Here is an 18,706-nt window from a genome sequence, read left to right on the forward strand (position 1 = left end):
AACGGCCTCGCCGTGCTCGCCCGTTCCGGGTCGGGGGAGGGCAGCGCTCAGCCGCGTCGGCGCACGACGCGCTTCTCGTCCCACACCGGATCGGGCGACTCGCGGACGGTGCCGTCGGAGCCGAAGACCAGGAACCGGTCGAAGTCGCGGGCGAACCACCGGTCGTGCGTCACCGCGAGCACCGTGCCCTCGAAGCCGCGGAGCGCGTGCTGCAACGCCTCGGCGGAGACGAGGTCGAGGTTGTCGGTGGGTTCGTCCAGCAGGAGCAGCGTCGTACCGCCGAGTTCGAGCAGGAGGATCTGGAAGCGGGCCTGTTGCCCGCCGGACAGCGAGTCGAACTCCTGCTCCGCCGCACCCGCCAGCTCGTAGCGCGCCAGTACCCGTGACGCCTCCTCGCGCGGCAGCCCCTCCCGCCGCTCGTCCCCGCGGTGCAGGATGGACACGAGCGTGCGGCCGGCGAGATCGGGCCGCCCGTGGACCTGCGCGAACCAGCCGGGACGCACCCGTGCGCCCAGCCGCGCCACGCCCTGGTGCGACACGGGCTCGACCGGAAGGTCGCCCACCGGCTCGTGCGCGGGCTCGGGGGCGCTGCCGCCGGCGGCGAGCAGGCGCAGGAAGTGCGACTTGCCCGAACCGTTGGAACCGAGCACGGCGACCCGGTCACCGAACCGGACCTCCAGGTCGAACGGCTTCATCAGCCCGGTCAGTCCCAGGCCGGCACAGATCACGGCCCGCTTTCCCGTGCGCCCTCCGCGCAGCCGCATCGCCAGATGCTGCTCGCGCGGGCGTGCGGGCGGCGGACCCGCGCTCTCGAACCGGTCGAGACGAGTCCGCGCGGAACGGTAACGCGAGGCCATGTCCGAGTTGTAGGAGGCCTTCTGCCGGTACATCTGCACGAGCGCCTTCAGCTTGGCGCGTTCCTCGTCCCAGCGGTTGCGCAGCTCGTCGAACCGCTCGAACCGGTCGGTCCGCGCCCGGTGGTAGCTGTCGAAACCGCCCGGGTGGACCCAGGCGGTGTTCCCCGCCGCGCCGAGCTCGACCGTGATGACGCTCTGCGCCGTGCGCGCCAGCAGCTCGCGGTCGTGACTGATGTACAGGACGGTCTTCGGGGTCTCCCGGAGACGGTCCTCCAGCCAGCGCTTGCCGGGAACGTCCAGGTAGTTGTCGGGCTCGTCGAGCATCAGCACCTGGTCGGGGCCGCGCAGCAGCGCCTCCAGGACGAGCCGCTTCTGCTCGCCGCCCGACAGCGAGTCCACCGCGCGCCGCCCGCACCGGTCGAAGGGGACGCCGAGAGCCTCGGTGGTGCACACGTCCCACAGCACTTCGGCCTCGTAGCCGCCGGCGTCGCCCCAGTCGGCCAGCGCGGCCGCGTAGGCCAGCTGCGCCTTGGTGTCCCCACGCGACTCCAGGGCCGCTTCCGCCGCGTCCACGGCGGCGGCGGCCCGGCGGATCCGGGGATCCGCCACCGACAGCAGCAGGTCGCGCACCCGGTCGCCGTCACGGGCGATGAACTGCCGCATGACGCCCAGGCTTCCGCCCCGGTTCACCGCACCGCTGTGCGCTGCGAGGTCCCCGGCGATGATCCGCAGCAACGTGGTCTTGCCGGACCCGTTGGCCCCGATCAGCGCGACCTTGGCTCCCTCCCCGACCCGGAACGCGATCTCGTCCAGCAACACCCTGCCGTCCGGCAGCCCGTAAGAAACAGAGTTGACATCGATATATCCCACAGCGCGACATTATCACGGGCGTGATAAATGAGGCGTTGCAATTTCGGCCGCCGTCGCGAACGCGGTGCGGCACGAAATCCCCGACGCTCTCCCCGCCGCATGGTCGACAGGACGCGAAAAGGGGCGGTGGGCCCGCGGGCCCACCGCCCCTTCGTCCACGGACGCGTTACTGAATGACCGTGATCCGGTCCGTCGCCGGCGGGGCCAGCGGGGCGGTGGCCGTGGAGTGGGCCGCCAGGTAGGCGTTGAACAGGTCCAGGTCGGAGGCGCCGACCAGCTTGTTCGTGCCCTGGCCGAGGGCCGCGAAGCCGTCGCCGCCGCCCGCGAGGAACTCGTTCATCGCGACGCGGTAGGTCCTGGCCGGGTCGATCGCCGCACCGTTCAGCTTGATGGTGCCGGCGACCACGCGGTCCGCGCCGCTCTTCGTCAGGTCGAGGGTGTAGGTGAGCCCCTCGGAGACCTGGAGGATCTTCGGGCTGGCCGCGTTGGAGCCGCTGACCTGCTGCTGGAGCGCGGTGACCAGCTGAGCGCCGGTCAGGTCGACGACGTTCATCATGTTGGTGAACGGCTGCACGGTGAACGCCTCGCCGTAGGTGACGACCCCGTCGCCCTCACCGCCCGACGCCTTGTGCACCAGGTCCGCGCGGATGCCGCCCGGGTTCATGAACGCGACCTCCGCGCCGCCCTTGTCGGCCGGGGCGAGGCCTTCGAGCTGGGCGTCGGCGATGACGTTGCCGAGCGGCTTCTCGGGGGCCGTGGAGCCGCGGCCGTTGATGTCGGCGCTGATCCAGCCCTGCGGCTTGCTCGCGATCGGGGCGGCGAGCTTGTTCCAGCGGTCGATCAGGCGCGTCATGTCGGTGGCCCTGGCCTGGTCGCGGGTCACGACGTGGTTCGCGGACTTCACCGACGTACGGACGATGTCCTTGGTGCGGCGGTCGTAGGTGAGCGTGGTGTCCGTGTACACCTTGCCGAACGACGAGGCCGAGGTGACCATGCGCGGCTGACCCGACGGGTCCGGGACGGTGCACACGTACGCCTGGTGGGTGTGGCCCGTGACCAGGGCGTCCACCTTCGGCGTGATGCCCTTCGCGATGTCGACGATCGGGCCGGAGATGCCGTCGCCCGCGCCGGGGCTGTCGCAGTCGTAGTTGTACGAGGTGGAGGCCGGGGCCCCGCCCTCGTGGATCAGCGCGACGATGGACTTGACGCCCTTGCGGTCCAGCTCACGGGCGTACTTGTTGATCGTCTCGACCTCGTCGTGGAACTCGAGGCCCTTGACGCCGTTCGCGGTGACGATGTCCGGGGTGCCCTCCAGCGTCACACCGATGAAGCCGATCCTGACGCCGTTCTTCTTCCAGACGGTGTACGGCTTCAGCAGCGGCTTGCCGGTCTTCTCCTCGGTCACGTTGGCCGCGAGGTAGGGGAAGTCGGCTCCCTCGAACTTCTTGCCCTTCTCGTAGCAGCCCTCGACCGGGTGGCAGCCGCCGTTCTGGAGGCGGGCCAGCTCGGCCGCGCCCTCGTCGAACTCGTGGTTGCCGACCGCAGTGACGTCCAGGTCCAGGCCGTTCAGCGCCTCGATCGTCGGCTCGTCGTGGAAGAGGCCCGACAGCAGCGGGCTCGCGCCGACCATGTCGCCGCCGGCCGCCGTGACGGAGTACGGGTTGCCCTTGCGCGCGGTGCGCAGCGAGGTCGCCAGGTACTCGACGCCACCGGCCGGGATCGCCTTCACCGTGCCGTCGGGCTGCGTCTCCGAGACGTTGCCCGCCGAACCGGCCGGCGGCTCCAGGTTGCCGTGCAGGTCGTTGAACGACAGCAACTGCACGTCGACGGTACGGGGCTTGTGCCCATGGCCGTGCCCGTGGCCCCGGTCGTGGGCGCCGGCCGGCATCGCGGCGACGAGGGCGCCCACGGTGGCCAGACCGGCCGTGGCGGCGAGCACCCGCCGTGTCGCACGGTTCTTCTGCGGAGTCGCTGACATCGGTCCCCTTGTGTGTCAGTGCTGTCGGTGGTGTCGGTGGTGGCAGTCGTGTCGCTGGTGTCACGTCTGGGATCCTGCGTGCCGCAGCCTAGAGTCAACGCGCGTAGCGCAACAGGTGTTCGGAGTTACGGACTGGTTGCCATCCGGCCAAATGGCTCGTCAGGAACGTCCCCACACGCGCCCGGATCACCCGTATGGCTCACATATCCGGGCAGAAACGTCACGGCACGCATCACCACCGGAAACCTGTACGCCATGGAGAACGAACTCACGACCACGGCGAAGGTGCCGGCCCAGCAGCGGCAACCGTCGGCAGAACACTCCGCCGGACTTCCCGACGGCTTCCTCGACATGGTCGACGACCTCAAGACGATCGTCCGCGGCTCCCATGTCCGTGCACAGCTCACGGTCAACACCGAGATGCTGCGGATGTACTGGGAGATCGGGCGGACCATCCTGGAGCGGCAACGTGGGGAGAAGTGGGGCACGAAGGTCATCGAGCGGATCGCCACGGAGCTGCGGACGGAGTTCCCGCAGCAGCGGGGATTCAGCCGGTCCAACCTTCACTCCATGCAGCAGATGGCCAGGATCTGGCCCGACTCAATTGTCCAACAGCCTGTTGGACAATTGCCCTGGGGCCACGTCGTCCTCATCATGGGCAAGTGCGCGACCCGCTTCGAGCGGGACTTCTACGCCCAGCACGCCGTCCACCACGGCTGGTCCCGTACGCATCTGGAGTCGGTGATCCACCGGCAGCTGCACCTCGCCGAAGGCGCCGCCGCGAACAACTTCGACGTCAGCCTGCCCGGGAAGTCCGACGCCGTACGGCAGATTCTCAAGGACCCCTACCGCCTCGACTTCACCGAACTCACGGGCCGGCCGACGGAGCGCGATCTGGAGGACGCGCTGGTCGACAACCTCGTGCGGTTCCTGACCGAACTGGGCGTCGGGTTCGCCTTCGTCGGGCGTCAGTACCCCATCGTGGTCGGCGACTCCGAGTACCGCATCGATCTTCTCTTCTACCACTGCAAGCTGCACTGCTACGTCGTGCTGGAGCTGAAGACCCGCAAGGCACGGGCCGAGCACTTCGGGCAGTTCGGGTTCTACGTCTCGGTGGTGGACGACCTGGTCAGGGACAAGGAGCGGGACGAGCCCACGCTCGGCATCCTGATCGCCGAGAGCCGGGACCGGGCCATGGTGGAGTACGCCCTGCGCGGGTACAACACGCCGCTGGCCGTCAGCACGTACGCCGGGCTTCCCGAAGGGGTGCGCGAGCTGCTGCCCAGTGCGGAGGACCTCTCCCGCATCGCGGACAACGTCCTCAACGCCACGTCTCCGTCCGAGGACGCCTGACCGCCCTCCGTCCGAGGCCGCACACCGATCCGGTTCCCCACGGTCCGCAGCACCGCCGCCCCGCCGCGCCCCCGCCGGGCGCGCCCGTCGCCGTACGCTCGGAGGCATGACGACTGACGCACCCCTCCCCGCTCCCGGACGCGAGGTCCACACCCTCGACGCACTCGACTCCGCGCAGGCCGACGCCGTCCTCGCCCTGCTCGCCGAGGCCGCCCGGTCGGACGGCCGACAGGCGGTCTCCGAGCAGGGCAGGCTACGGATCCGGGGCGGCCACCGCGACGGCGTACGGCACTTCCTCCTCACCGTCGACGGGGCGCTCGCCGGGTACGCCCAGCTGGAGGACACCGACCCGGTCGAGGCCCCGGCCGCCGAGCTGGTCGTCCACCCCGACCGGCGCGGCAGCGGGCACGGCCGGGCGCTGGGCGCGGCCCTCCTCGCCGCGACCGGCAAGCGGCTGCGGGTCTGGGCGCACGGCGGCAGCTCCGCCGCCCGCCACCTGGCCCAGGTCCTCGGCCTCTCCCTCTTCCGCGAGCTGCGCCAGCTCCGGCGGAGCCTGGTCCCGCTCGACCTCGCGGAGCCGGTGCTGCCCGAGGGCGTCACCGTACGGACCTTCGAGCCGGGCCGTGACGACGCCGCCTGGCTCGCCGTGAACCGGGCCGCGTTCGCCCACCACCCCGAGCAGGGGTCCCTGACCCAGCAGGACCTGGACGACCGCAAGGCGGAGCCCTGGTTCGACCCGAAGGGCTTCTTCCTGGCCGAGCGGGACGGGGAGATCGTCGGCTTCCACTGGACGAAGGTCCACGCCGAGGAGCAGCTCGGCGAGGTGTACGTGGTCGGCGTCCTGCCCGAGGCCCAGGGCGGCGGCCTCGGCAAGGCGCTGACCTCGATCGGGCTGCGCCACCTGGCCGCCGAGACGCTGCCCACCGCGATGCTCTACGTGGACGCGGACAACACGGCGGCCGTGACGGTGTACGAGCGCATGGGCTTCACCACGCACGAGGTGGACCTGATGTACCGCACGGAGTCCTGACACCCAGTCCTGACACCCACGTCCTGATACCACGGCAGACCGGCCAGGGGCGGCGTCACTTGACGCCGCCCCTTCTTTGCACCACCCTTTCACTACTCAATTAGTGAAAGGGTGGTGCAGCGCATGACAGCCGAATCCGCAGCGGTCGAGTTCCGCATCGACCGGCGCAGCGGCGTCGCCACCTACCTCCAGATCGTCCAGCAGACGAAGCAGGCCCTGCGCCTGGGCGTGCTCGAACCGGGCGACCGGCTGCCGACCGCCCGCGAGGTCGTGGAAGCCACCGCGATCAACCCGAACACGGTCCTCAAGGCCTACCGCGAGCTGGAGCGCGAAGGCCTCGTCGAGGCCCGCCGCGGGCTCGGCACCTTCGTCCGCAGGACGCTGGGCACGCTCGGCACGCTGGGCGGCGCGGCCGACACGACTGCCGCCGACGCACCGCTGCGCACCGAACTCGCCGACTGGGCCCGCCGGGCCCGGGCGGCCGGCCTGGAGAAGGACGACGTCGGCGCGCTCTTCACCGCCGTACTGGACAGCACGTACAAGGGGGACGAGGAACGATGACCGGCGTCGCGATCGAGGCACACGGCCTCGGAAGGACCTACGGGCGCGGCGGCGGCCGCCACCGCGCCCTGCACGACTGCTCGTTCCGGCTGCCCGCCGGCCGCGTCTGCGCCCTCGTCGGGCCCAACGGCGCGGGAAAGTCGACCCTGTTGAACCTGGCGGCCGGGCTGGACCGCCCCAGCGCCGGATCCCTCACCGTCCTCGGCTCCACCGTTCCCGGCGACGTACGCGACCGCATCGCCTTCGTCTCCCAGGACAAGCCCCTGTACCCGCAGCTCACCGTCGCCGACACCCTGTGGGCCGGGGCCGAGCTGAATCCGGGGCGCTGGGACCGTGCCACCGCCGACCGGATCGCCGGACCGCTGCCGCGCAAGGCGCGTGTCCGCACCCTTTCCGGCGGGCAGCGCACCCGCCTGGCACTGGCCCTCGCACTCGGCAAGCGGCCCGAACTGATGCTGCTGGACGAGCCGATGGCCGACCTCGACCCGCTCGCCCGGCACGAGCTGATGGGTGTCCTGATGGCGGAGACCGCCGAGCACGGCACCAGCATCGTGATGTCCTCGCACATCCTCACCGAGCTGGAGGGAGCCTGCGACTACCTCCTGTTCGTCGACGGCGGGCGCGTCCGGCTCGGCGGCGAGGCCGAGGACATCGTCTCCGCCCACGCCCTCCTCACCGGCCGGACGCGGGACCTTTCCCCGCACACCGTCGTCGAATCCCGCACGACGGGACGTCAGCTCACCGCGCTCATCAGGAAGGAGGGCCCCGTGGACACCGCCGCCTGGGCCGTCACGGAACCGTCCCTGGAGGAGCTGCTGCTCGCCCACCTCCGCTCCCCGGACGCCCCGCCGCTGCTGACGCCGAGCGCCAGCGTCGTCGCGGGTGCGGCCGATGCGGAGGTGGCAGCAGCATGAGCACGCTCACGCCCCCGAAGCCCGACGCGGCCACCGCCCCGGCGCCCGCCCGCGCCGCCCTGCGGGGGTCCGTGCGGGTGGTGCTGCGGGTGCACCGGCGAAGCCTGTGGAGCACCGGAGCGCTCCTCGCCGCCGTGGCCGCCGCCCTGGTCATCGCGGTTCTACGGGCCGACTACCTCATGGCGGACTTCGCGAACAGCGGCTGTACGACCAGCAGTTCGGTACAAGCCTGCTTCCAGCCGGCCCGCAATTACGCCGACAGCATGCTGAAGGTCAGCCGGATACCCGACTACGCGAGCCTGGTGCTGATCGTCCTGCCCTCTCTCGCCGGCGCTTTCGTGGCGGGCCCGCTGATCGCCCGTGAATGGGAGAACGGCACCCTCAGGCTGTCCTGGACACAGTGCATGTCACCCGCCCACTGGCTGATCGCCCGCCTGGCCGCACCGGCTGTGCTGATGGTCCCGGGGACCGTCGCGCTGACCGCCGTCCTCGCATGGGCCCAGCCCCGGACCGGAGCGGAATACCCGGCCGCGTGGGACGAGTGGTTCACCTTCATGGCGTCCGGTACGGTCCCGGTCGCGAGCGCCCTGCTCGCCCTGGCCCTCGGTGCCCTCATCGGCCTTCGGATGCGCCGCACGGTCCCCGCCATGGCGGTGAGCCTGTTCGTCTCCGGACTGGTGACGGTCGTCCTGGTCATGCTGCGCGACAGCTTGTGGCCGGTCGTGAAGGACATCTTCGTGCCGGGCAGCGGCTACCGCTGGCCCGACCGGGCCGCCGTGGTCGAGTGGGGCTGGGTGACGAAGGGAGGCGACGTGCTGCCCGCCGACATCTGCACCTCCTCCTCCCTCGACCTCGAAGTCTGCCTGGCGGAGCGGGGCGTGGCCCACGGCTACCTCGACCACCACCCCGCCTCCCACTACTGGCCCCTCCAGCTCGTCGAGACCGGCATCCTGCTCGCCCTCGCCGCCCTCGCCGTGTTCGCCGCCTTCCGGGTCCTGCGCCGCCTGCACGGCTGACCGCCCACCCGGCAGAAACCCGCCGTCCGGGCCCCGCGAGGGGTGGGCCCGGGCGGCGGGCGCGTACGGCCGCCCCCGAGGAGGCCCAGCGTGCCGAACACCCGCCCGCCCCGATCGGCAACCCGGCGCGCCGAACACGTACAGTGACGACGAGGCCCACCCGCAGGCACACCGCTTCCTGTACGTCATGTCGCCGTTACCGGCCATTCAGACGCCCTTGCGACGCTCACGGGATGCAGCCAGCTGTGCCCGCCCCCCGCCGCAACGGGAGAGCCCGGGGAAACTCCACTCAGGGCTCCCCCGGCCGTGACCCGGGGTTTCCCGGGCCTTCCGCGATCTTTCCGGGCTCCGACGCGCCTGAGGAGCGCTCAGCGCGGAACAATAGGTCCATGAGCCAGCAGCCCAGCTCCGAGGTCCCGGTCCAGCCCGCCGCCCAGCCGTCCGTCGGCTCACTCGCCGCACACCGGCCGCACGCCACCCCCGCCTCCAACGGGGTCGGCTTCTCCACCGCCGCCGATCTGGATCCCGATCTGGACGCCGACGCGGACGCCTACGAGCCCGACCGGGACGGCGATGAGCTGCCCCAGGGCCGCTTCCTGGACCGCGAACGCAGCTGGCTCGCGTTCAACGAACGGGTCCTGGAGCTGGCCGAGGACCCGAACACGCCCATCCTGGAGCGGGCCAACTTCCTCGCCATCTTCGCGTCGAACCTGGACGAGTTCTTCATGGTCCGGGTGGCCGGCCTCAAGCGCCGCATCGCCACCGGCGTCGCCACCCGCTCCGCCTCCGGCCTCCAGCCCCGCGAGGTCCTGGACCTCATCTGGACCCGCTCGCGCGAACTCATGGCCCGGCACGCCGCCTGCTACCAGCAGGACATCGCCCCCGACCTGTCCGACGAGGGCATCCAGCTGATCCGCTGGCCGGACCTGACCGAGAAGGAGCAGGCCCGCCTGTTCACCTTCTTCCGGCAGCGCGTCTTCCCGGTCCTGACCCCGCTGGCCGTCGACCCCGCGCACCCCTTCCCGTACATCTCCGGGCTCTCCCTCAACCTCGCCGTCGTCGTCCGCAACCCGGTCAGCGGCCACCGCCACTTCGCCCGGGTCAAGGTCCCGCCGCTGCTGACCCGCTTCCTGGAGGCCTCGCCCCAGCGGTACGTCCCCATCGAGGACATCATCGCGGCGCACCTGGAGGAGCTGTTCCCGGGCATGGAGGTGCTGGCGCACCACATGTTCCGGGTCACCAGGAACGAGGACCTGGAGGTCGAGGAGGACGACGCGGAGAACCTCCTCCAGGCCCTGGAGAAGGAGCTCATGCGCCGCCGGTTCGGCCCGCCGGTCCGCCTGGAGGTCGAGGAGTCCATCGACCCGTACGTCCTGGACCTGCTGGTCCGCGAGCTGAAGGTGTCCGACGCGGAGGTCTACCCGCTGCCCGGACCGCTCGACCTGACCGGGCTCTTCGCCATCGCCTCGCTGGACCGGCCGGAGCTGAAGTTCCCCAAGTTCATCGCGGGCACCCACCGGGACCTGGCCGAGGTGGAGTCCGCCTCCGCGCCCGACATATTCGCCGCCCTGCGCGAGCGCGACGTCCTGCTCCACCACCCGTACGACTCGTTCTCCACCTCCGTCCAGGCGTTCCTGGAGCAGGCGGCGGGCGACCCGGACGTGCTGGCCATCAAGCAGACGCTGTACCGCACCTCCGGCGACTCCCCGATAGTGGACGCCCTCATCGACGCCGCCGAGTCCGGCAAGCAGGTCCTCGTCCTCGTCGAGATCAAGGCCCGCTTCGACGAGCAGGCCAACATCAAGTGGGCCCGCAAGCTGGAGGAGTCCGGCTGCCACGTCGTGTACGGCCTCGTCGGGCTGAAGACCCACTGCAAGCTCTCCCTCGTCGTCCGCCAGGAGGGCGACACGCTGCGCCGCTACTCCCACGTCGGCACCGGCAACTACCACCCCAAGACGGCCCGGCTGTACGAGGACCTCGGCCTGCTCACGGCCGACCCGCAGGTCGGGGCGGACCTCTCCGACCTGTTCAACCGGCTCTCCGGCTACTCCCGCCGCGAGACCTACCGCCGCCTCCTGGTCGCCCCGAAGTCCCTGCGCGACGGGCTGATCGCCCGGATCAACAAGGAGATCGCCCACCACCGCGCGGGCCGCCCCGCCTACGTGCGGATCAAGGTCAACTCGATGGTCGACGAAGCGATCATCGACGCCTGCTACCGGGCCGCCCAGGCGGGCGTCCCCGTCGACATCTGGGTACGCGGGATCTGCGCGATCCGCCCCGGCGTCGCCGGGCTCTCCGAGAACATCCGGGTCCGCTCCATACTCGGCCGCTTCCTCGAACACTCCCGGGTCTTCTCCTTCGGCAACGGCGGCGAGCCCGAGGTGTGGTTCGGCAGCGCCGACATGATGCACCGCAACCTCGACCGCCGGATCGAAGCCCTGGTCCGGGTCACCGACCCCGCCCACCGCGCCGCACTCAGCCGACTCCTGGAGACCGGTATGGCCGACACCACCGCCTCCTGGCACCTGGGCCCCGACGGGAACTGGACCCGGCACGCCACGGACGCGGACGGCCAGCCGCTGCGGCACGTCCAGGAAATGCTCATCGACGCCCGGAGGCGCAGGCGTGCGACGCCCTGACCAGCAGACGACGACCCGGCCGACGCAGGACACGGCCCCCGGCACCCCACCGGACGCGCCGCCCGCCGACGCAACGGGACCGGGGGCACACCCCACGGAACCGCGGACACAGCGCCTCGCCGAGACCACGGAACCGGGGACGCAGAGCCTCGCCGACGCAACGGGACCGAGGGCACGGCGACTCTCCGACGCCGCGGGCCCGGGGGCACAGCGCCTCGCCGACGCCACGGAACCGGGGGCGCGGCAGCGCGCCGGCACCACGGGGGCAGCTCGCCCCCCGGACCCCGCCGGCTCCCGCCGTACCGGGGAGCTGACCACGGAGGCGGTCCTCGCGCCCTACCTCCGGGGGCAGGCCGCCGAGTTCCTGCGGAGCCTGCGCCTGCACCACGAGCACAGCGCCCCCGCGGACTCCGGCGGCCACGACGCCGCGGCCGCCACCCGCGCACTGCGCCGCTCGGCCCGCCGGATCAGCGGCGCTCTGCACACCTTCCGGGCCGCGCTCGACCCGCTCTGGGCCGATCAGCTCCGCGCCGAACTGGCCTGGCTCTCCGGCATCCTCGCGCGCGAACACGCCTACGCGGGCCGCCTCACCCGGCTCGTCGAGGCCCTGCACCAGCTCTCCGGCCCCGCTCTCCCCGCCGCCCGGGGCGTCCGGGCCGCCGGGGACGGCGCCGCCTCCGACCTCCAGGGCCGCGCCGCCCTCGGGGTGGGCGCCGCACGGGCGGGGGCGCTGCTGGAACGCCGCCTCACCCTCGCCCGGACCCGGTCCCACTCCGCGGCCCTCCAGGCGCTCGGCTCCTCCCGCTTCCACGCGGTCGCCGACGCCGTGGCGCTCCTGGCCTCCGACGTCCCCCTGGCCCCTGGCCCCGCGGGCCGGACCGCCGAGGCACTCCTGGAGCCCGCCGAACACGCCGAGCAACGCCTCCTCACCGCCGTGGCCGCCCTGCCGCCCGACGACTCGGAGCCGTACAACGAGGCGCAGGACGCGGCGTGGCACCAGACCCGCCTGCTGCTGCGGCTGCACCGGTACGCCCACGAGGTCGTCCTCGGCGCCACCGACCCGGCCCTGACCGGCGCGGGCCACGCCCTCGACCTGCACCGGGACGCCGTGGAGGCGGCCGGGGCGGCGGCAGCTGCGGCCCGCACCCCCCGGATCGCCCCGGCCACGGCGTACGCGCTGGGCGTGCTCCACGCGGACCAGCGCCACGAGGTGGAGGCGGCACGGGCCGTCTTCCGGGAGACCTGGCCGTACGCAGCGGCCCTGAGCACCCCATGAGCGGGGACCCGGGAGCCACCGGGCGGCCCGTGAAGAACCGCGCCGGCACCGTCCGGGCCGCGGGCTGCGTGCTCTGGCGCCGCGCCCCGGGCGGGGGCGGGGTCGAGGTCTGCCTGGTCCACCGGCCCCGCTACGACGACTGGTCCTTCCCCAAAGGGAAACTGAAGCGCGGCGAGGACCCGCTGGCCGCCGCCGTACGGGAAGTGCTGGAGGAGACCGGCCACCAGTGCGCCCCCGGGGACCGGCTGCCGACCTCCCGCTACCCGGTGGACGGCCGGCCCAAGGAGGTCGCCTACTGGGCGGCCGAGGCGACCGGCGGCTCCTTCACCGCCAACGACGAGGTGGACCGCATCCTGTGGCTGGCCCCCGACGCCGCCCGGGTCCGGCTCACCCAGCCCCGCGACGTCCGGCAGCTGACCGCCCTGCTGGACGCCCTCGGCGCGCCCTGAACCGTGCCCTGACCTGCGCTCTGACCTGCGCCCTGAACCGCGCCCTGACCTGCGCTCCGACCCGCCCCGATCCGCGTTCCGAACCGGCCCGGATCCGCGTTCCGCGCCGCGCCCGGGCCACCGTCCCGGACCGGCCCGCACCCACCTGCCCGACACGGTTCACCTGCCGTTCACTCTCCCCCGTCGGCGGCTTCACCTGTTCTGCCTAATTTCGGACGTACACGGTGCGCGGCGGCAAGCCACAGCACCGCTCCTCATCGCACGCCGTCGTAGAACGAACTGACCACGGCGGCTCCTGGAAGGAACACCCGAAAGTGAAGCTTCAGCGCAAGAACCGGCTTCGTGCCACCGCGCTCGGTGCCCTCGCCGTCTCCGGCGCCCTGGTCCTCACGGCGTGCGGTTCGGACGACAACACCGGCGGCGGTACGGCCGGAACGGGCGAGAAGACGACCGCCGCGTCGGACGTCGACTGCGGCAAGGCCAAGGGCCAGCTGCGCGCCTCCGGCTCCAGCGCTCAGAAGAACGCCATGGACCTCTGGGTCAAGAACTACATGGCCGCCTGTTCCGGCGTGGAGATCAACTACAACTCCTCCTCCTCCGGCGAGGGCATCGTCGCCTTCAACCAGGGCACCGTCGGCTTCGCCGGCTCCGACTCGGCGCTGAAGCCCGAGGAGGTCGCCGACTCCAAGAAGATGTGCAAGACCGGCCAGGGCATCAACCTGCCGATGGTCGGCGGCCCGGTCGCGATCGGCTTCAAGCTGGAGGGCGTCGACAGCCTCACGCTGGACGCCCCGACCCTCGCCAAGATCTTCGACAGCAAGATCAAGAAGTGGAACGACCCGGCGATCGCCAAGCTGAACGACGGCGTCGAGCTGCCGGACAAGGCGATCCAGGCCTTCCACCGCTCCGAGGACTCCGGCACCACGCAGAACCTCGGCAAGTACCTCGGCGCCGCGGCCCCGAACGAGTGGAAGTACGAGGCCGAGAAGAAGTGGCCGGCCCCCGGTGGCCAGGCCGCGTCCGGCTCCTCCGGCGTCGCCGCCCAGGTCAAGCAGGTCGACGGTGCGATCGGCTACTTCGAGCTCTCCTACGCCAAGTCCCAGTCCATCCCGACCGTGGACATCAACACCGGTGGCGCCGCCCCGGTGAAGGCCACCTCGGAGAACGCCTCCAAGGCCATCGCCGCCGCCAAGGTCAAGGGCACCGGCAAGGACCTGGCGCTCGACCTCGACTACACCACCAAGGCCGAGGGCGCCTACCCGCTGGTCCTGGTGACGTACGAGGTCGTCTGCGACAGCGGCAACAAGCCCGAGACGCTCGACACCGTCAAGTCCTTCCTCTCCTACGCCGCCTCCGACGACGGCCAGAAGATCCTGACCGACGCCGGCTACGCCCCGATCCCGGCCGAGATCAACGCCAAGGTCCGCGAGACCATCGGCTCCCTCTCGTAACACCCGGGCGGCCGGGCCCCGCCGGGCCCGCCCGCCCACCGGCGTAACCCGTCGACGGCGCCCCGCGCCACCGACGTGACGCGCCACCGGCAGGCCGGCCCGGCGCACCCCTCCGGACCGGCCCGCCTCCCGCCCCACTCTCCATCCGGTGCACCGCCGCCAGGGGAGCACACCGCTCCCCCACACAGACCGGAAAGACCATGGCTTCCACCACACCGATAGACACGCCACCGGCGCCGCCGGTCACGCGGCCCAGCCCCCGGTCCACCGGGCGCATGGGCGACAAGATCTTCCTGGGCCTCTCCCGCGGCTCGGGCATCCTGCTGCTCGTGATCATGGCATCGATCGCCGTGTTCCTCACCTACCGCTCGGTGCTCGCCATCTCGAAGAACGAGGGCAACTTCCTCACCACCTTCGACTGGAACCCGGCCGGGGACCCGCCGGTCTTCGGCATCGCGGTCCTGCTCTTCGGCACCGTCGTCAGCTCGATCATCGCGATGGTCATCGCGGTTCCGATCGCTGTCGGCATCGCCCTGTTCATCTCGCACTACGCGCCGCGCAAGCTGGCCGCCCCCATCGCGTACGTGGTCGACCTGCTGGCCGCCGTGCCGAGCATCGTCTACGGCATCTGGGGCGCGCTCGTCCTGGTGCCGTACCTGGAGGGCCTGAACCTCTGGCTCGACCAGTTCTTCGGCTGGACGTACATCTTCGAGAAGACCGAGGTCGGCGTCGCCCGCTCGCTCTTCACCGTCGGCATCCTGCTCGCGATCATGATCCTGCCGATCGTGACCAGCGTCAGCCGCGAGGTCTTCCTCCAGGTCCCGAAGATGAACGAGGAGGCCGCGCTCGCGCTCGGCGCCACCCGCTGGGAGGTCATCCGCCTCTCGGTGCTGCCCTTCGGCCGCTCCGGCATCATCTCCGCCTCGATGCTCGGCCTCGGCCGCGCGCTAGGCGAGACGATGGCCGTCGCCACGGTCCTCTCCCCGAGCTTCCTCATCTCGCTGCACGTGCTCAACCCGGGCGGCGGGACGTTCGCCCAGAACATCGCGGCCAAGTTCGGTGAGGCCGACGCGTTCGGGCGGGACGCCCTGATCGCCTCCGGCCTCGTCCTCTTCGTCCTCACCCTGCTGGTCAACGGCGCGGCCCGGCTCATCATCGCCCGCCGCAAGGAGTACTCGGGGGCCAACGCATGAGCCACGCACCCACCGGCGTCATCGAGCGCCCGAAGCCCGCGTCACCCGGTCCCCAGAGCAGCCTCGGCAGCCGCTCCCTTCCCCGCCTCGCGCCGCTCGGCTTCGCCGTCGTCTCGGTCGCGCTCGGCGTCGGCGTCTCGCTGGCCGCCGGGTGGGAGAGCCGCATCCAGTGGGGCCTGATCTCCGCCCTGCTCTTCGTCGCCATCTCCTACATCGCCACGACGGTCGTCGAGAACCAGCGCCAGGCCAAGGACCGCCTCGCCACCAGCGTGATGTGGGTCTGCTTCCTGATCGCCGTCGTCCCGCTGGCCTCGCTGCTGTGGACGACGATCGTCCGCGGCGCGGAGCGCCTGGACGGATACTTCCTCACCCACTCGATGGCCGGTGTGCTCGGTTCCGAGGCCAGCGGCGGCGTCTATCACGCGCTGGTCGGCACCCTGGAGCAGGTCGGCATCGCCACGGTGATCTCCGCCCCGCTCGGCCTGCTGACCGCCGTGTACCTCGTCGAGTACGGTAAGGGCTCGCTGGCCAAGGCCGTCACATTCTTCGTCGACGTGATGACGGGCATCCCGTCCATCGTGGCCGGTCTCTTCATCCTGTCGATCATGCTGATGTTCGACCTGGAGCCCTCCGGCCTGATGGGCGCGCTGGCCCTGACGATCCTGATGGTCCCCGTCGTGGTTCGCTCCACCGAGGAGATGCTCAAGCTCGTCCCCAACGAACTGCGCGAGGCCTCCCTCGCCCTCGGCATCCCGAAGTGGCGCACCATCCTGAAGGTGGTCCTGCCCACCGCGATCGGCGGCATCACCACGGGCGTCATGCTCGCCATCGCCCGTATCGCAGGTGAGACCGCGCCGATCATCCTGCTGGTCTTCGGCAGCCAGCTGATCAACACGAACCCCTTCGAAGGCGCCCAGTCCTCGCTGCCCTTCTACATCTACGAGCAGTACCGGATCGGCGAGGCCGCGTCCTACGACCGCGCCTGGGCCGCCGCCCTGGTCCTGATCGCCTTCGTCATGATCCTCAATCTGGTGGCTCGCGGCATCGCCCGCTGGAAGGCCCCGAAGACCGGTCGCTGACGCGGCCAACAGCGACCCCCGAAAGAAGCAGTGATTTCCATGGCCAAGCGCATCGACATCGGCGGCCTGACCGCCTACTACGGCAGCCACAAGGCCATCGAGGACATCTCGATGACGGTGGAGCCCCGCTCCGTGACGGCGTTCATCGGCCCGTCCGGCTGCGGCAAGTCCACCTTCCTGCGCACCCTCAACCGGATGCACGAGGTCACCCCCGGCGGCCGCGTCGAGGGCAAGGTGCTGCTGGACGACGAGGACCTGTACGGACCCGGCGTCGACCCGGTCACCGTCCGCCGCACGATCGGCATGGTCTTCCAGCGCCCCAACCCCTTCCCCACCATGTCGATCTTCGACAACGTGGCGGCCGGGCTGCGGCTGAACGGCAGCTACCGCAAGAGCGAGCTCAACGACGTCGTGGAGAGGTCCCTGCGCGGCGCGAACCTCTGGAACGAGGTCAAGGACCGCCTCAACAAGCCCGGCTCCGGACTCTCCGGCGGCCAGCAGCAGCGCCTGTGCATCGCCCGCGCCATCGCGGTCGAGCCGCAGGTCCTGCTGATGGACGAGCCGTGCTCGGCGCTGGACCCGATCTCGACGCTCGCCATCGAGGACCTGATCGGCGAGCTGAAGGAGCGCTTCACGATCGTCATCGTGACGCACAACATGCAGCAGGCGGCCCGCGTCTCGGACCGCACCGCGTTCTTCAACCTCTCGGCGGTCGGCAAGCCCGGCCGTCTCATCGAGATCGACGAGACGGAACGGATCTTCTCCAACCCGTCGGTCCAGGCCACGGAGGACTACATCTCCGGCCGCTTCGGCTGAGCCACCCCGGGACGGCCACCCCGGCCGTCCCGGCCACCCCGGGACGGCTCTCACGGCCACCCCGGCCGGCCACGCCCCTCCGTCCCACCCCACAGACGGCCTTGCGGTGCTGCATGGCGGTGCCACCACAAGGCGAAAGGGTCCGCCCCCGTTCTCGTACGAGAACGGGGGCGGACCCACACGTGTAACCAACCCGGTCGGATCACCGCGCACCGGCGGCTCAGCCGAAGAGCAGGAGAACCGCCCCGTAGCTCAGCGCCGCGACCAGCGCCGCGGCCGGCATGGTGATGAACCAGCCCAGGATGATGTTCTTCGCGACGCCCCAGCGCACCGCGTTCACCCGCTTGGTGGCCCCGACGCCCATGATCGCGGAGGTGATGACGTGCGTCGTCGAGATCGGCGCGTGGAACAGGTACGCCGAACCGAACATGATCGTGGCGCCGGTCGTCTCCGCCGCGAAGCCCTGCGGCGGGTCCAGCTCGATGATCTTGCGGCCGAGGGTTCGCATGATGCGCCAGCCACCCGCGTACGTGCCCAGCGAGAGCATCAGCGCACAGGCGACCTTGACCCAGACGGGGATCTCGTCGTTGGGGCCCTCGATGTCCGCGATGACCAGGGCCATCACGACGATGCCCATCGTCTTCTGCGCGTCCTGGAGGCCGTGGCCGAGCGCCATGCCCGCCGCCGAGACCGTCTGCGCGATCCGGAAGCCGCGCTTTGCCTTGTGCGGGTTGGCGTTCCGGAAGATCCACATGATGCCGACCATCACCAGATAGCCGACGATCAGGCCGACGAACGGGGAGATGAACATCGGGATGACGACCTTCTCCAGCACCCCGGACCAGATGACGTCCGTGCCGCCGGCCAGCGCCGCCCCGACCATGCCGCCGAACAGGGCGTGCGAGGACGAGGAGGGGAGGCCGTAGTACCAGGTGATGAGGTTCCAGATGATCGCGCCGACCAGCGCCGCGAACAGGATCCCCATCCCCTTCTGCCCCACGGGCGTCGCGATCAGGCCCTCGCTGACGGTCTTGGCGACCCCCTGGCCCAGGAAGGCGCCCGCGAGGTTCATCACCGCCGCCATCGCCAGCGCGGCACGCGGGGTCAGCGCCCGGGTGGAGACCGAGGTGGCGATGGCGTTCGCCGAGTCGTGGAAGCCGTTCGTATACGTGAAGCCGAGCGCGACACCGATGGTCACGATCAGCGCAAAGGTGTCCACGAGGT

The 18,706-nt window shown here is 71.2% G+C and carries 15 protein-coding genes; 12 read left to right on the forward strand and 3 right to left on the reverse strand.

From position 1 onward, the window contains the following. Nucleotides 1–47 precede the first annotated feature (47 nt). Both D581_RS0124810 and D581_RS0124815 read right to left on the reverse strand, forming a co-directional pair. Nucleotides 48–1,727: an ATP-binding cassette domain-containing protein gene (locus D581_RS0124810; protein ID WP_026290877.1), complete on the reverse strand. Its 1,680-nt coding sequence runs from the start codon at nucleotides 1,725–1,727 to the stop codon at nucleotides 48–50. A 166-nt stretch (nucleotides 1,728–1,893) separates the two neighbouring features. Then, nucleotides 1,894–3,705, reverse strand: a complete 1,812-nt coding sequence (locus D581_RS0124815; RefSeq protein ID WP_026290878.1) for a bifunctional metallophosphatase/5'-nucleotidase — start codon at nucleotides 3,703–3,705, stop codon at nucleotides 1,894–1,896. Nucleotides 3,706–3,960: 255 nt separating this feature from the next. Here D581_RS0124815 and D581_RS0124820 point away from each other — a divergent pair, with 255 nt between their 5' ends. From D581_RS0124820 to pstB, 12 genes are all read left to right on the forward strand, one after another. Further along, nucleotides 3,961–5,058 carry a PDDEXK nuclease domain-containing protein gene (locus D581_RS0124820; RefSeq protein ID WP_018959892.1) on the forward strand — a complete coding sequence of 366 codons (1,098 nt, stop codon included), beginning with the start codon at nucleotides 3,961–3,963 and terminating at the stop codon, nucleotides 5,056–5,058. A gap of 106 nt (nucleotides 5,059–5,164) precedes the next feature. After that, the gene (gene mshD / locus D581_RS0124825; protein ID WP_018959893.1) at nucleotides 5,165–6,088 is read left to right on the forward strand and encodes a mycothiol synthase; all 924 of its coding nucleotides are present in this window, start codon (nucleotides 5,165–5,167) and stop codon (nucleotides 6,086–6,088) included. 123 nt (nucleotides 6,089–6,211) lie between these two features. After that, entirely contained in the window at nucleotides 6,212–6,649 is a 438-nt protein-coding gene (locus D581_RS0124830) for a GntR family transcriptional regulator (RefSeq protein ID WP_032752984.1), read from the forward strand. Continuing rightward, nucleotides 6,646–7,563, forward strand: a complete 918-nt coding sequence (locus D581_RS0124835; RefSeq protein WP_018959895.1) for an ABC transporter ATP-binding protein — start codon at nucleotides 6,646–6,648, stop codon at nucleotides 7,561–7,563. Before D581_RS0124830 ends, D581_RS0124835 begins: the two co-directional genes overlap by 4 nt. Beyond that, nucleotides 7,560–8,579: an ABC transporter permease subunit gene (locus D581_RS0124840; RefSeq protein ID WP_018959896.1), complete on the forward strand. Its 1,020-nt coding sequence runs from the start codon at nucleotides 7,560–7,562 to the stop codon at nucleotides 8,577–8,579. Before D581_RS0124835 ends, D581_RS0124840 begins: the two co-directional genes overlap by 4 nt. A 389-nt stretch (nucleotides 8,580–8,968) precedes the next feature. After that, the gene (locus tag D581_RS0124845; protein ID WP_018959897.1) at nucleotides 8,969–11,218 is read left to right on the forward strand and encodes an RNA degradosome polyphosphate kinase; all 2,250 of its coding nucleotides are present in this window, start codon (nucleotides 8,969–8,971) and stop codon (nucleotides 11,216–11,218) included. Next, nucleotides 11,205–12,494, forward strand: a complete 1,290-nt coding sequence (locus tag D581_RS0124850) for a CHAD domain-containing protein (RefSeq protein ID WP_018959898.1) — start codon at nucleotides 11,205–11,207, stop codon at nucleotides 12,492–12,494. Before D581_RS0124845 ends, D581_RS0124850 begins: the two co-directional genes overlap by 14 nt. Beyond that, a complete protein-coding gene (locus D581_RS0124855) occupies nucleotides 12,491–12,943 on the forward strand; it encodes an NUDIX hydrolase (RefSeq protein ID WP_018959899.1) in 453 nt (150 codons plus the stop codon). The genes D581_RS0124850 and D581_RS0124855 overlap by 4 nt, the downstream gene beginning before the upstream one ends. A 314-nt stretch (nucleotides 12,944–13,257) precedes the next feature. After that, nucleotides 13,258–14,394 carry a phosphate ABC transporter substrate-binding protein PstS gene (pstS, locus tag D581_RS0124860; protein ID WP_018959900.1) on the forward strand — a complete coding sequence of 379 codons (1,137 nt, stop codon included), beginning with the start codon at nucleotides 13,258–13,260 and terminating at the stop codon, nucleotides 14,392–14,394. A 200-nt stretch (nucleotides 14,395–14,594) separates the two neighbouring features. After that, the gene (pstC, locus tag D581_RS0124865; RefSeq protein WP_026290880.1) at nucleotides 14,595–15,587 is read left to right on the forward strand and encodes a phosphate ABC transporter permease subunit PstC; all 993 of its coding nucleotides are present in this window, start codon (nucleotides 14,595–14,597) and stop codon (nucleotides 15,585–15,587) included. Further along, the gene (gene pstA, locus D581_RS0124870) at nucleotides 15,584–16,666 is read left to right on the forward strand and encodes a phosphate ABC transporter permease PstA (protein ID WP_018959902.1); all 1,083 of its coding nucleotides are present in this window, start codon (nucleotides 15,584–15,586) and stop codon (nucleotides 16,664–16,666) included. Before pstC ends, pstA begins: the two co-directional genes overlap by 4 nt. Before the next feature lie 39 nt (nucleotides 16,667–16,705). Next, nucleotides 16,706–17,482 carry a phosphate ABC transporter ATP-binding protein PstB gene (gene pstB, locus D581_RS0124875; protein ID WP_018959903.1) on the forward strand — a complete coding sequence of 259 codons (777 nt, stop codon included), beginning with the start codon at nucleotides 16,706–16,708 and terminating at the stop codon, nucleotides 17,480–17,482. A gap of 220 nt (nucleotides 17,483–17,702) precedes the next feature. Here the strand turns inward: pstB and D581_RS0124880 are convergent, their stop codons facing one another. Next, nucleotides 17,703–18,701, reverse strand: a complete 999-nt coding sequence (locus D581_RS0124880) for an inorganic phosphate transporter (RefSeq protein ID WP_018959904.1) — start codon at nucleotides 18,699–18,701, stop codon at nucleotides 17,703–17,705. Nucleotides 18,702–18,706: the final 5 nt, after the last annotated feature.

The sequence above is a fragment of the Streptomyces sp. CNB091 genome (genome assembly GCF_000377965.1).